Below are 13,152 nucleotides of genomic sequence, written 5' to 3'. Positions count from 1 at the left end.
TATGTTAAATTTTACTATTCAAGAATTAAAAAAATTAAGCTCACTTATTCAAATCGAATTGATAAGAATAAGTGAGAATTTTAACAAAGGAGAAATTAATATTTGTATAGATGGCAACAAAACGCAATGTAATAAATTTAAAAAGATTGTTGCCAAAAATAAACCACCACATCTAATTGTAAATGTTACTTATTAAAGACTTTTAAATTAGCAGTTATAGAAATTAATTCTTTCCCTAGTTTTTGAATATTAGATAATTCTTCTTCATTTAGCTTAGAAGAAGTTTCAATACCAATTACACCTGGAGATAATGTAAAGGAGTGATGCCATGGATCTTACAAGTTTTGCAAATGCCATAGGGAATATAGGCCAGTCTGTAGTGGATGCAGTGAAAAGAGTGATAAACCTTAACTTTGATGTGTACCTAACAAATACAAAAGATAGTGAGACTTTCCATTTTCCAGTGAACCCCTTAAGTCTTACGATAAACAGGGAGAAGAAGTACAATACTGCAGATATTATAGACATTGGAGAAATAGACATAGGCGACAAAGGCACTAAAATAAAGGAAATAAACATGGAAACCCTTATTCCAGATGTGTATGAACCTTACTGTAGGTATACAAATATAGCAAATTCAAAAGAAACTATTGAAAAGCTTGAAAAGTGGAAGGATCAAGAGGAACCTTTGAGACTTATTATAACAGTTATAGGCTTTAATAGTCTTGTAAACATGAGCGTTATGAATGAAGAGATAAGACCAGAAGGACTTAATAACAACAGGTATTTTACCTTTACATTCAGGACACATAGGGACCTTAAAATATCCCAGGTTGATTCCACCCTCCAGGACAATAGACAAACTACCACAGAAAGTAGTGGTGCAAAGTATTCCCACAGGGAAGGAGAATGGATAATAGTTACCGCAGATGTACTTAACGTGAGGGATGGACCTGGAGAAAGCTATGGGATTAGAGGAACAGTTAAAAAAGATGAGTGCTATAAAATTGGAAGTGTCCAGGGTAATTGGGCAGATATATACTGGTCCAACCGTGGCGGTTGGATTTGCACTGATTATGTTAGGTAGGTGATTGGGATTTGATAAGCATAATTGCAAAGGATAATTATAAAATAGAAAATTTAAATGAAGGTATTACACTGCAGGAAAGTATAGATTCTATAGCATATGTGGCCACAGTCAAGCTCCTTGAAACTGAACAGCTTCAGAGTATCCAGTTTGTTAAAGGTAATGGCATTGAAATATGGGATACTCCCTTTAATGGAACCAGTGATGTAAGAGTTTTTAAGGGTGTTGTATGGGAAAGGGAAAGAAACAGGAAAGAGCATTATCTGAACCTTGAGTGCAAGGAGAAAACAGTCTATCTTGAAAATTCAGAAGATGAATATTTACATCCAGAAGGACAGACCGCCACCCAGAGGATAACAAAGTATACCAATGACTGGAATATACCTATAGGAACTTTTGTGGATACAGGTATAGGTCTTGCAAAAAAACCTTATAGGGGTGATAAAATTCTTGATATGATAGTTAACGACCTTAAAGAAACAGCTCAAAAAGGTGGTAAGCTTTATAAAGTCAGAATGCAAGAAGATAAACTGGATCTGATTGAGATAGGTACAAATACTACTGTATGGAAATTAGAATCCATAGCAGAGGAAATAGAAGAATACAGCTCATTGGAAGGTGCTGTAACCCAGGTAAAAGTTCTTGGAACCCAATCAGATGAAAGTCTAAGTCCTGTTATTGGTATCTATGAAAAAGAAACCAGAGGATATGGCACTCTAAGAAAGATAGTCCAGGATGATAAAGTGACAAATGCAGATGAAGCCAAGAAAAGAGCAGATTCTATATTTAGCACTGGTGAGGACTATATAAATATAAGCTGTGGCGTTGATATAAATACCATAAGGGCAGGGGATAAAGTAAGCCTTGATGGCGTTGAACTATATGTGGCAAGTGTTACACACACTTTGGGAAGCAGTGGGAAGATGGAGTTAACCGTTGGAACTATGGATTATATAAGGAGGAAGTTTTATGCGGGAGATGGAGGAACTAGTTAGGGTTGTGAAAGATGAAACCAGTAAATCCATAAATGGTGCTGTTTCAGGATTAGGAGTTGAATTTGGTACCATGACAGAAACAGGGTTGAAACTTGATAACTTTAAAGATGTAATAACAGATTACAAGGTGCTGGACTATTTAACCATGGATAAGGATTATTTTACTAATACTAATAGTGCCGGTGAATATAGCCATTCACATAATGTAATAACACCAGATGGATTGAAGCCTTTAAAAAGTGGTGACAGGGTATTGGTTGCCCAGGTAGGAAGTGAATTTATCGTTATAGGGAGGGTGAGATAAATGCCTAATCTATTCCCTGATAGTTATTATACGGATGATACTGGCAGTAGCACAACTAACACTAATACTGGCATTGAATATAAAGGTTCCTATAAGTTTAATTTTGCGAAAGGTGAATTTGTAAAGAATCCTGATGGAACTATAAAAAAGTGTGATGATTTGGAAGCTTACGCACAGTGGTGTCAGATGGCACTTTTAACAGATAGGTATAAGTATATATACAGTAACTTATTTGGCCAGGAGTTCTCAAGTCTTGAAAATGGTCAGTATTCGAGGGATGCCATAGAGCTTGAAGTAAAAAGAATGACAGTGGAGGCTTTAATGGTGCATCCAAGAACTAAAGATGTTACAAACTTTACTTTTAAATGGCAAAATAACGGAGAATTGTATTATGAATATACGGTGATTACTGTAGACGGTAAGAGTGTGGGGTTAAACAATTCTGTGAATGTGGGGTGATAATATGGCAGATACAATGCCTGCAGTACCTGATTTTTTAAAGGAAGATACAGACACTATACATGCAAGAATGCTCTCTAAAGCTCCTTCTGATGTAAGTACAATGGAAGGAGACTTTTTCTGGAGTATCACAAGGCCAGTGGCAGAAGAAGAATACAAACACAGGCAGCTTATGATAGCTTTTATAAAGTTAGTGTATTTGGGAACTAGCTATGATGGATATTTAGACCTTGTAGGTGCTGCTATAGGAGTCATAAGAAAAGATGCTACCAAAACAAAGGATACAATAAAAATCAGGGGAGTATCTGGCACAGTTATTCAAAGTGGTAAAATAGCCAGTACAGTTTCAACGGAAGATAACCGGAGTATTGAATTTCAATTTCTTGAAACAAAGACTATAGATGATACTGGAATAGTTGAAATACAGGTGGAATGTACTGAAGCCGGTACTGTAGGAAATGTAAAGGCAAACACCATAACTATACTTACAACCCCTATAAATGGAGTACAAAATATAGTTAATGACCATGATTTCACAAGTGGCACTGATGTTGAAAGTAATGACGATTATAAAGAAAGGATTTTAGAGAGATTGCAAAAGCCAACAACTAGTGGCAATAAGTATGACTATGTAAAGTGGGCTAAAGAGGTACCAGGAGTAGGAGATGCAAAACCATTCCCACTCTGGAATGGAAATGGTACCGTTAAGGTAGTAATAATAAACAGTAATAAAAGGGCAGCAGATAATGAATTAGTTCAGAAAGTAAAAGATTATATAGATCCGGAACCAGAAGGAAAAGGAGAAGGCCAGGCTCCTATAGGTGCAGTTTGTACAGTAGTATCTGCCACAGAAAAAGCAATGAATATAACAGCTAAAGTAGTTCTTGCAAATGGATACACTTTGCAGCAGGTACAGGATAATTTCAATGAAGCCATACAGAAATATTTGAGCGACCTGGCCTTTAATTCTACCTATATAAGCTATGCAAAAGTTGGAGGTATTTTATTAAGTACAGATGGAATAGTTGATTATGATAGTGATAGCTTAACTTTAAACAATGGAACTTCTAATATAGCTTTAGCAGATGAAGAGATACCAGTGGTAGGGACTATAAGTTTAGGGGTGTGATAAATGGCATATCCAGAAAGTATAGATAAATTTACAGAGAAATTAAATAAACTTGATAATAACACCTATGTAATTGAGGAAGAAATACAAGTTACAGATGGTGTATATGAAGGTGAACTCCAGCATGACAATGTAAGTTTGCCTTCTATTAATGTGTATACCGGAAGTAAATTAACAGGAACCAAGATAGAAAATGTTATAGTATCTACTCCAAGCCTTACACCTTGGAAAAAGACAATTAAGATATTCTCAACCGTTTCCCCTGTATATATAACCTATCAGACACAGGGCGATACTGTAGAATCCGAAGATATAAATAGAGTTCAGGATAGTATTGTAAATACTCAAATAGCTTTAAATGCAGAAAAAGATAGGGCAATAGACAGGGAAGATACGATAGAAGATAATTTAAATATTGAAATCAATAGAGCTAAAAATAGGGAAGATGGTATAGAAGATGACTTAAACAGTGAAATTAGTAGGGCAGAAAATGCTGAAAATACCTTGACCAATAATTTAAATGCCGAAATCAATAGGGCTAAAGGTGCCGAAAATGTACTGACTAATAATTTAAATAGTGAGGCTAACAGGGCAACTCAATCTGAAAATAATATAAATACAGCACTCACCGGCGAAATAAATAGAGCAAAACAAGCCGAAAATGCCATATCAAATACAATTAATACAAATAAACCTAATTGGGATGATAAATATACTAAAAATGAAATTGATAATAAAATAAGTCAGGTAATTACGGATCTTGATTGGAAGGAAGCAGTTTCAACTTTTGCAGATATAGCAACAACCTATCCAAGTCCTGAAGACGGTTGGACTGTGAATGTAAAAGATACAGATATAACCTATAGGTATAGTGGGACTGGTTGGGTGGCAATATCAGCTAATTCTATCCCACTTGCTACTTCTTCAGTAGATGGAAAAATGTCTAAGCAGGATAAGATAAATTTAGATGATACTAATAGTAAAAAACATACTCATAATAATTTATCTATATTGCAGACAATAACTCAAGCTTTAATAGATGCCTGGAATGCTGTAAGTCATAAGTCGGATGTGGGGCATAAACATGTAAGAGTAGATATAACAGATTTTCCAGATGTTTATACGAAGAATGAGGTAGATACTTCTATAGATGCTATACAAGTAGGTGGAAGAAATTTAATAAAAAATGGTGATTTTTCACAAAGTTTCTCTAATTGGACTAAAAATGGATCTGATACTACAATAGAAGTAATATCTGATAGTAGATTTGGGCAATGCTGTAAAGTAAGTACACCAACAACGGTACATGGCATATATAATGTTGCTAATAATTATGCTGCTACTGTAAATGAAGAAGGTCAATATACCTATTCTGCCTGGCTAAAAGCAGATGCCCCTATGCAGGTGAATTTTGGCTTAGATAGTAGTAAAGTAGCTATAAATATAACTACGGAATGGGTAAGATACACATGTACTGCTATCAAGGCTGTGGGTAAAAATAATATATTATGTGTATATAAAAATGGAGCTAATACTGGTGAAACTTTAACCTTTTATGTTGCTAATGCTAAATTAGAAGTTGGTAATAAAGCCACAGACTGGACACCAGCTCCTGAGGATATTCAAAATCAGCTGGAGAACAAGTCAGATGTAGGGCATACCCATGATGATAGATATTACACTGAAACTGAAAGTAACAATAAGTTTGCTACCAAAGATGAAATATCTAATGCTGGTTATGGTGATATGTTAAAAAGTGTATATGATACTAATGGCAATGGCATTGTGGATAAGGCCGAGGACAGTAATACAGTAGGAGGTAAAAGTGTAAATGATTTTACAAAAAGAGTTATTTTAACGGGGCAATTGCAAAAAAACAGTTATAGACGATCTGTTATCGCTCTATGCGAACTTACTAATACAAATCCTAGTTTAAATTCATACAGTACAGGTATTATCAGCTTTAAAAGAGGTAATGGTATTACAGAATTAACCTCTTTATATGTAGGAGCCGAGAAACTATATAATTCTTCTACTATGCATTATTTTGGTTTAGGACTAGGGAGAAGTCCTGATTTAATACGTCCCTGCACTTTTACTTATAATGGAAATGTATATGGCGGAATAGAATTTAAGTTTTCAAACGCTGAATCTAATCAGGTAGAATTTAATGGTTCTTCAACTTTTAACATATTTGGGTTAGATTATTATGATACTCAAAATAATGTACCCCTTAATGAAGAAGTAAATAACTCATTGAATTTTGATACCACAATAAACAAATTACCTAACTTATTATATAACAACGATAAAATTGCATTACAAAAAGATGTAGTTTCTAAAGGTTGTACATGGAACGACCTCAAGGGGGTGTAACTTTGTATGGTACTGAAAAATACGGAACAACCGGATATTCCCAGGAACAACAGATATCTGATGAAGAAATTAAATCTTACAGGCCTGATCTATTATACAGGCTGCCTCCCCATCTAAAGGAGATTCTAGAATTTAAGTCCTGGGGTGATGTATCAAGTTATGAACTAGGCCTTTCTGCCTGGCAGGAAGAAGATATTCTAAACCAGTGTTTTATAGATACTGCAACCTGGGGACTTGTATTTTGGGAGAGTATATTTAGCATTCCCACTGACCTGAATAAATCTTATGAAGACAGAAGAGCAGTCATAAAAGCAAAACTAAGAGGTTCAGGCACTACTACAAGACAGATGATAAAAAACACCGCAGAAGCTTTCAGTGGCGGCGAGTGTGATGTAATAATGCATCCAGAGGACTACAGCTTTACAGTTCAATTTATAGGGATTAAAGGGATACCTAAGAATCTTGAAGATTTTAAACAGATGCTTGAAGATATCAAGCCTGCTCATTTAGGCTATTATCTCAAATATACTTATACAGTTTGGAATTTCTTAAAGGACAAAAACCTTACGTGGAATCAGGCCAAACCTAAGACATGGAATGATTTGAAAGTTTATGATGGATAGGAGGGAATATAAATGCAGACAACAGCGAATTTAGAATTTAAAAAGCCTGAAGGTACGGACGTAGTAAATATAGAAGATTTAAACTATAATGCGGATATAGCAGATACTGAAATAGTGAAAAAAGCATCTTCTTCACAAGATGGAAGAATGGCTAAAGAAGATAAAGTAAAATTTGATGGCATAAGTACAGGAGCCAACAAAGTGGAGCAATCCAGTACTAATGGAAATATAAAGATAGATGGGGTAGAGAAAAAAGTGTATACTCCTCCGACTGGTACTAATCCATATGGCACTACTAAAGCAGATGTAGGATTAGGAAATGTAACAAATGATGCACAGGTAAAAAGAACAGAAATGGGAGCTGCTAGTGGAGTAGCTACATTAGATAGTTCTGGAGTAAATGCACAGGCACCAAAGGCTCATACTCATACAAAATCCCAAATAACGGATTTCCCAAGTTCATTACCTGCCAATGGGGGAAATTCAACAACAGTAAATAGCCATACAGCAAATGGTACACCTGCAACTACAGAGAAAACTGATATTATTAAGATGATAAACGAGGTTTTTCAGTCTGGCACTAACGTAAAAGCTGATGCGATTAGTGCCGTTAACAGTAAAGGAGGCAGTTTAGGCAGTGATGCCACATGGGATGATATTATAGCTGCCATAAATGCCATAGCAAGAGGACAAGGAAATGCTGTGGAAAGTCAGGTACTTAGTGGAGTAAAATTTAGCAATTCTGATGGACAGCTTAGAACAGGAACCATGCCAAATAAGGGAGCCATAACAATAACTCCTTCCGGTTCAGATCAAACTATACCTGCAGGATATCATAACGGAAGTGGGAAGGTAAGTGCAGTTACGGTTCCTGTAGCCAATGTTTTATCTGGAACAACTATTGCAGGACAGACCGGGACCATGCCGAATAGAGGGGCAGTGACATTAACACCAGGAACAACAGACCAGACTATTTCTAATGGTTACCATAATGGTAGTGGTATAGTTAAGGGTGATGCAAATTTAAAGACTGAAAATATAAGAGAAGATGTTAGCATGTTCGGGAAAATAGGTACATTAAAGCCATACGAATTAACAGCAGGAGATTCAAATATATTATTTTGGGATTCGCAGCAATATAATACTACTTCATACACAAGAGTAAAAGTCGGTAAAACAATAACTACAAACATAAAAGGGAAAATACGAATATCATTTGATCTACGCTGTGGTGGCAGCGCATCCCTGGCATATGAAGTAGATAAAAACGGTAGTCTTGTAACTAGCAATTCATACAATTCGACTTCATGGACAACGGAAACTATAGATGTAACTTGTAGTCAAGGAGATGTATTTGAATTTCTTATAAAGTCTTATAATGAAGATTATAATGCATATATAAAAAACATCAAAGTATCAACAGACTTAGTAAGTCCACTTACAATAGCATAGGAGGATAAAAATGAATTTAGGAAGACGTATAGTATATGATAATCAGACAGGGAAAGTAATCTTAGATACAGGAGAACAGACAGATGCTACAGAAGAAAGACCTGTCTGGAATGGAATTACCTATATAGACTTAGAATATGGAGCTTATAAGGATGAATTTAGTAGAGTAATTAAATATCATGTAGATCCGACAGCAAAAACAGTGGTGTTTGATGAGTTACAGCCTATACCTATAACAACCGAACAACAAATTGAAAACATTGCAAAAACACTGTTCACTTTCAACAGAGCCTTTACTAATTCCAATAAAAATGCAGAGTTGGTAAAGGCTATTTTAGACGCAATAAATAATTTAGTATAAGGGAAGTGGGAAAATGTTAGGGTATGATTTTTATAAGATGTTTTATACATTAGGGTATCTTACAATAGATGACTTAAAATGGGCTGTAGCAAATGGAGACTTAACAGCAGACCAATTTAAAGAAATTACAGGTCAGGACTATATAGCATAGTCTTTATAAATCACAAGGCAAAACAGGAGCTAGGGATAGCTTTTTTTATTTTGCCTTGAAATAGGGAGATGAGAGAAGTGGGGCAATGTGAGAAGTGCAAAAATAGGACCATATGTAAATTTACAGATAACTTTACTGAATTGCAGGAGAAGTCAAAACAGATAAACCAGTCAATTGATACTAGTTATCCTTTCAAGATAATAGCTAGTTGTAGATTTTATAATCAGGATAATGTGGGCACATGCATTAATAATATAACGATGCCTGATAAGAACAATATGATCCCTACCGGTTACTATTAAATTTAATGTAACTTTAATACAAAGAGTTTTGGAGAAATCCAGGACTCTTTTTTAGTACTTAAAAATACTTACAAGGAGGCTCAAAGTGGAATATATTATAAGTTATTTTAAAGAATTTACAGGGAAACTAGTGGCCATAGGGTTTACAAGTTCTACGCTGGGGGCATTATTTACCTGGTGCTTTGGTGGGTGGGAAATGGGGATAAAAGTATTAGTGTCCTGTATGGTTTTGGACTATATTACAGGTCTTATGTGTGGATGTAAAGAAAAGCATCTGAATAGCTCCAAGGGATTTAATGGGCTTAAAAAGAAGTTTACCATACTTTTAATTTTAATATTGGCAGTACTTTTAGACAGGCTTCTGGGGCAACAGTGGATTTTTAGAACTATGGCCATATATTTTTATGTGGCAATGGAGGGCATAAGTATATCAGAAAATGCAGTTAAATTAGGCATTCCGGTACCTGAAAAGTTGAAAAATGTACTGGAACAATTAAAAAATAAATAGGAGGAAAATCATATGCTCAAGGGAGTAGATATAAGTAATTTAAATGGCTCAATTAGTATAGACTCAATTAAAAATGCCGGCCACAATTTTTTAATAGCCAAGGCCACAGAAGGAAGTACCTTTATAGATAAATTTTATAATGCCAATATTGCTAAAGCTAAAGCCCTGGGACTTATAACCGGGGCTTATCATTTTGCCAGATTTACAACCATAGCTAAGGCCATCCAGGAAGCAAACTTTTTTAAGTCTATTGCGGCAGGGGCCAAACCAGATTTTGTAGTATTGGATTTTGAGCAGCAATGTTCCGGTGATATGACAGAAGCATGTCTGGCTTTCCTAGAAATAGTAGCCACTATAGCACCTGCACTTATTTATTGTAATCCAAGTTATATAAAGGCATATTTAAATAGCAGTATAACAAAGTGTCCTCTGTGGGTGGCCCATTATGGAGTAAGCAGTCCAAGCACTGTATTATGGCCTGATTATGCTATATGGCAGTATACAGAAAAAGGGCAGATACCAGGAATAAGTGGATACCTTGATTTAAACTATATGGCAGAACCTTTTTATAATAGCATTGCTACAGGTGAACCAGTAAAACCAGATCCACTTATAGAGCAAATTAAAGCACTACAATATAATTTGAACATAGACTATAACGCTAAATTAGAAGTAGATGGAATAGCAGGTTCAGCAACTATGGCAGCATTGAAAGGAATACAGGATATTATTGTTAAAGGCCACAAGTCCAATGTAGTTTTATGGCTTCAACAGAAACTAGAACAATATGGCTATCTAAAAGAAAATTCCTATACTCAAATGTTGTATGACGAACCAACTTTCCAAGCAGTAACTGAACTCCAGAAGAACTGGGAAAGACCAACGGATGGATTTTAAGACCTGAGACATGGAGTATATTTTTGAATAACTAGAAATATTTTCACGAGGCATAGTACAAAGGAAGTGACGTTTTGGATATAAAAAAAGCTATTGAAAATATGGAAAGCCATATAAAAGCATATGAAGACAATTTGCGGTCAATCAAGACAGTGAATGACATAAATAAAGACTGGGATGGAATCAAGGCACTTGGACAACCAATATCAACAACTGATAAAATATACGTTTATACAACCAGAAGCTTAGAAACTTGCAGAGCAGCACTTAGGATTTTTAATGACATGAGAGCAAAAGGGGTATCTGAGGTTTAAAAATTATATGCAATATAAAGTAAATAAATTAGGAGCTGAAAGGCTCTCTTTTTAGATTATAAATTATGGAGGTAAATGGAAGACCTATGGGCAAATTTTTTAAATTAAAAAATGGTCAGTGGCTTAAAGTAGTGTTCAGTTATGTTAGTAGTAATAAAAGCAATATTTGGTACATGAGTATTGTTATAGGCAATACTAAACGACAATGTAATGACTGCTTTTGTAAGACTGAAAAAAGCCCTAAGATATTGTTTGGAAAATGTACAGGAAGAAAGGCAGGATTAGAACCATTTATAATAGCCTTAAAAGAATTGAAAAATTTAGAAAAAACAGTGCATAACTGTGAAATTCAAATAATAGGAGCTAGTGATAGATTAAAAAATGTGTATAAATGGCTAATGCGGTATGGTTACAAAATTAAAAATATACAAAATTTCAATAGGGATATAGAAATTTTGTATAAAGCTGTTTAGCTTAATAAAAAAATAGGAGGCAATAAAAATGATAAATATAAATGATGTTGTAGCAGTAGGCGGGGTTTTAGTCGGTGTAATTGGAGTTATTTTGGATTAGTGCCATATCTAAAGAAGAAAGGCATTGATACTGAGAAAGTATTGGATACTACAGAAAATATCTTAGAAGGAACAGAACCACTTATACAATTGGCAAAACTATTCCAGCACTGAAACCCGGTGCAACTTTAGTAGACTGGATAGAAAAAAAGGCAGTAGCCGGAGTAAAAGCAGCTGAACAACTAGCTCATGCTGGAAGCCTCGCTACAAATGAAGAAAAGTTTAATGCAGCACAAAATACCGTATATGCTGCACTTAAAGAAATTAATGTAGAACCTACGCTTAACCAGAAAAAACTTATCTCTGATTTTATACAGGAAGCAGTAAATGACTTGGACATGCGGTCCTACAGAGTCCGAAAAGGATACACAAATTACAAAGGTACAACAGGATTTGGCGGCAGCACAAGCTGAAAATACTCAATTGAAGCAGACTATTGCTAGTATACAGAGTGCTGCAGGTGCTGTACAGAATATAGATACTTCCGTAGCTGTCATAAATGCAGAGGATAAAGCAGCAGAAAATACTATCCCTGAAGTAGCACAGAATTAATTTTAGTGGCCTTAACAGCCACTATATTTTGCAAAGAGTGCAGTTGAGCACTTTTTATAAATTTCTTTAGTATTTAAACTTTATACTTGATGCATCATATGATGCATAAGGGACATTCCAACAATTCTACTTAAATATTCTCTTGCTTGATTTATTGACATGCCGCAGTTTGTTAATGTCTTTAATATATCGGGATGGTGCTGCTCGAACATCATTACAATTTCTTGTACATCTGATTTCATTTTTTCCATATCTTTTTTTGACATATCCATCATATCCGGCATTTCTTGTTTCATGCCTGGTTTCTTCTCCATAGAGGGCATTGTACTTCCTTTATTAATTTTGTTTTCTTTAAATTTTTCTTCCCCCTTGAATAAAGGTTTAGGTTCCTTGCACATAACAGGTGGATACATAGTTCTGTTAGCCATCATACAGAAACAACACATTGGTGGTGTTGTTTCTAATGGTGGATACATGTATTTATACATGAAAAGCCTCCAATAAAATTTTTTTCACAATAGTATACTATTCAAAAAACTGTTATTTGGAATGTTTATGTTTTGATTTTTTCCTAATACATCTCTTAACCTTAGAAGTAAATTTCTATAATAAAAGCCCTGGCAGCACCAGAGCTTTCATGAATTAAAACATATTGAAACGATATTAAAGAGATAACATAGTAGTTTTGTAAGCGTTAATTATTATACCCAATTCAATAAATTCAAAACAAAAGAAAGCTTTATGCCTTGAAACCATTTACATATCCTATAAAATCATATAGTATATACTTATAAGGCTAACCCCCTTAATTAATTTTTCACAACCTAAAAAGTTTAATTTTTTAAATCAACACTCCAAATAGTATGATTATCAACCAATCATACTATTTTTTTGAAAGTACGTAGATGAGGTTAAGAGAAATCATAATCTTGTGGTAAATACAAGGGCAAAGAACATACTTATAGTGAACTGATTATTAAGAATATTAGGAAGATGGCGAACCCTGGGGCATTCTGGGGTTTATTTTTGTGTAATAAACATATTTGAATATTGCATTTTTAACCAATTTA

Annotated in this window: 19 protein-coding genes; 18 read left to right on the top strand and 1 reads right to left on the bottom strand. The window is 34.7% G+C overall.

Features of this window, described 5'->3' with window-relative positions; all coding sequences use genetic code 11:
* Position 1: 1 nt before the first annotated feature.
* From BS101_RS17950 to BS101_RS24010, 18 genes are all read left to right on the top strand, one after another.
* A complete protein-coding gene (locus tag BS101_RS17950) occupies positions 2-196 on the top strand; it encodes a hypothetical protein (RefSeq protein ID WP_073540065.1) in 195 nt (64 codons plus the stop codon).
* Between the two features lie 132 nt (positions 197-328).
* A complete protein-coding gene (locus BS101_RS17945; protein WP_073540064.1) occupies positions 329-1,087 on the top strand; it encodes an SH3 domain-containing protein in 759 nt (252 codons plus the stop codon).
* 11 nt (positions 1,088-1,098) lie between these two features.
* On the top strand, positions 1,099-2,082 hold the full coding sequence (locus tag BS101_RS17940; RefSeq protein ID WP_073540063.1) for an XkdQ/YqbQ family protein: 984 nt from the start codon (positions 1,099-1,101) through the stop codon (positions 2,080-2,082).
* Complete coding sequence (locus BS101_RS17935) at positions 2,057-2,386, top strand: hypothetical protein (protein WP_073540062.1); 330 nt, start codon at positions 2,057-2,059, stop codon at positions 2,384-2,386. The genes BS101_RS17940 and BS101_RS17935 overlap by 26 nt, the downstream gene beginning before the upstream one ends.
* Positions 2,387-2,845, top strand: a complete 459-nt coding sequence (locus BS101_RS17930; protein WP_073537104.1) for a DUF2634 domain-containing protein — start codon at positions 2,387-2,389, stop codon at positions 2,843-2,845.
* A 4-nt stretch (positions 2,846-2,849) separates the two neighbouring features.
* Complete coding sequence (locus BS101_RS17925) at positions 2,850-3,974, top strand: baseplate J/gp47 family protein (protein WP_073537105.1); 1,125 nt, start codon at positions 2,850-2,852, stop codon at positions 3,972-3,974.
* 3 nt (positions 3,975-3,977) lie between these two features.
* Entirely contained in the window at positions 3,978-6,350 is a 2,373-nt protein-coding gene (locus BS101_RS24015; protein ID WP_242951324.1) for a phage head spike fiber domain-containing protein, read from the top strand.
* Positions 6,351-6,352: 2 nt separating this feature from the next.
* On the top strand, positions 6,353-6,973 hold the full coding sequence (locus BS101_RS17915; protein ID WP_073540061.1) for a YmfQ family protein: 621 nt from the start codon (positions 6,353-6,355) through the stop codon (positions 6,971-6,973).
* Between the two features lie 12 nt (positions 6,974-6,985).
* Positions 6,986-8,425 carry a hypothetical protein gene (locus BS101_RS17910; RefSeq protein ID WP_242951323.1) on the top strand — a complete coding sequence of 480 codons (1,440 nt, stop codon included), beginning with the start codon at positions 6,986-6,988 and terminating at the stop codon, positions 8,423-8,425.
* A gap of 10 nt (positions 8,426-8,435) precedes the next feature.
* A complete protein-coding gene (locus BS101_RS17905) occupies positions 8,436-8,786 on the top strand; it encodes a hypothetical protein (protein ID WP_073540060.1) in 351 nt (116 codons plus the stop codon).
* Between the two features lie 13 nt (positions 8,787-8,799).
* Entirely contained in the window at positions 8,800-8,937 is a 138-nt protein-coding gene (locus BS101_RS17900; protein ID WP_083585765.1) for an XkdX family protein, read from the top strand.
* A 68-nt stretch (positions 8,938-9,005) separates the two neighbouring features.
* Positions 9,006-9,239 (top strand): hypothetical protein, encoded by a 234-nt coding sequence (locus tag BS101_RS17895; protein ID WP_198039507.1) that lies wholly within the window; start codon positions 9,006-9,008, stop codon positions 9,237-9,239.
* A 130-nt stretch (positions 9,240-9,369) separates the two neighbouring features.
* Complete coding sequence (locus BS101_RS17890; protein ID WP_073541014.1) at positions 9,370-9,747, top strand: phage holin family protein; 378 nt, start codon at positions 9,370-9,372, stop codon at positions 9,745-9,747.
* A 12-nt stretch (positions 9,748-9,759) separates the two neighbouring features.
* Entirely contained in the window at positions 9,760-10,644 is an 885-nt protein-coding gene (locus BS101_RS17885) for a glycoside hydrolase family 25 protein (protein WP_242951322.1), read from the top strand.
* Positions 10,645-10,718: 74 nt separating this feature from the next.
* On the top strand, positions 10,719-10,958 hold the full coding sequence (locus BS101_RS17880) for a hypothetical protein (protein ID WP_073540059.1): 240 nt from the start codon (positions 10,719-10,721) through the stop codon (positions 10,956-10,958).
* A 65-nt stretch (positions 10,959-11,023) separates the two neighbouring features.
* Complete coding sequence (locus tag BS101_RS17875; RefSeq protein ID WP_073540058.1) at positions 11,024-11,431, top strand: hypothetical protein; 408 nt, start codon at positions 11,024-11,026, stop codon at positions 11,429-11,431.
* Between the two features lie 140 nt (positions 11,432-11,571).
* Positions 11,572-11,943 carry a phage holin, LLH family gene (locus tag BS101_RS24425; RefSeq protein WP_347472950.1) on the top strand — a complete coding sequence of 124 codons (372 nt, stop codon included), beginning with the start codon at positions 11,572-11,574 and terminating at the stop codon, positions 11,941-11,943.
* A complete protein-coding gene (locus tag BS101_RS24010; protein WP_242951321.1) occupies positions 11,858-12,082 on the top strand; it encodes a hypothetical protein in 225 nt (74 codons plus the stop codon). The genes BS101_RS24425 and BS101_RS24010 overlap by 86 nt, the downstream gene beginning before the upstream one ends.
* A gap of 80 nt (positions 12,083-12,162) precedes the next feature.
* Here BS101_RS24010 and BS101_RS17865 read toward each other — a convergent pair whose 3' ends face one another.
* Complete coding sequence (locus BS101_RS17865) at positions 12,163-12,570, bottom strand: hypothetical protein (protein ID WP_073540057.1); 408 nt, start codon at positions 12,568-12,570, stop codon at positions 12,163-12,165.
* Positions 12,571-13,152 lie beyond the last annotated feature (582 nt).

The organism is Clostridium kluyveri, from assembly GCF_001902295.1.
GTDB lineage: Bacteria > Bacillota > Clostridia > Clostridiales > Clostridiaceae > Clostridium_B > Clostridium_B kluyveri_B.
Note: the sequence above shows the minus strand (reverse complement) of the source record. Positions and strands in the feature narration are given on the sequence as shown.

Bases quoted from the DNA above. Each gene is read 5' to 3' on its own strand.
- BS101_RS17950 (WP_073540065.1), top strand. From the start codon at position 2: ATGTTAAATTTTACTATTCAAGAATTAAAAAAATTAAGCTCACTTATT.
- BS101_RS17945 (WP_073540064.1), top strand. From the start codon at position 329: ATGGATCTTACAAGTTTTGCAAATGCCATAGGGAATATAGGCCAGTCT.
- BS101_RS17935 (WP_073540062.1), top strand. From the start codon at position 2,057: ATGCGGGAGATGGAGGAACTAGTTAGGGTTGTGAAAGATGAAACCAGT.
- BS101_RS17930 (WP_073537104.1), top strand. From the start codon at position 2,387: ATGCCTAATCTATTCCCTGATAGTTATTATACGGATGATACTGGCAGT.
- BS101_RS17925 (WP_073537105.1), top strand. From the start codon at position 2,850: ATGGCAGATACAATGCCTGCAGTACCTGATTTTTTAAAGGAAGATACA.
- BS101_RS24015 (WP_242951324.1), top strand. From the start codon at position 3,978: ATGGCATATCCAGAAAGTATAGATAAATTTACAGAGAAATTAAATAAA.
- BS101_RS17910 (WP_242951323.1), top strand. From the start codon at position 6,986: ATGCAGACAACAGCGAATTTAGAATTTAAAAAGCCTGAAGGTACGGAC.
- BS101_RS17905 (WP_073540060.1), top strand. From the start codon at position 8,436: ATGAATTTAGGAAGACGTATAGTATATGATAATCAGACAGGGAAAGTA.
- BS101_RS17900 (WP_083585765.1), top strand. From the start codon at position 8,800: ATGTTAGGGTATGATTTTTATAAGATGTTTTATACATTAGGGTATCTT.
- BS101_RS17895 (WP_198039507.1), top strand. From the start codon at position 9,006: ATGAGAGAAGTGGGGCAATGTGAGAAGTGCAAAAATAGGACCATATGT.
- BS101_RS17885 (WP_242951322.1), top strand. From the start codon at position 9,760: ATGCTCAAGGGAGTAGATATAAGTAATTTAAATGGCTCAATTAGTATA.
- BS101_RS17875 (WP_073540058.1), top strand. From the start codon at position 11,024: ATGGAGGTAAATGGAAGACCTATGGGCAAATTTTTTAAATTAAAAAAT.
- BS101_RS24010 (WP_242951321.1), top strand. From the start codon at position 11,858: ATGACTTGGACATGCGGTCCTACAGAGTCCGAAAAGGATACACAAATT.
- BS101_RS17865 (WP_073540057.1), bottom strand. From the start codon at position 12,570: ATGTATAAATACATGTATCCACCATTAGAAACAACACCACCAATGTGT.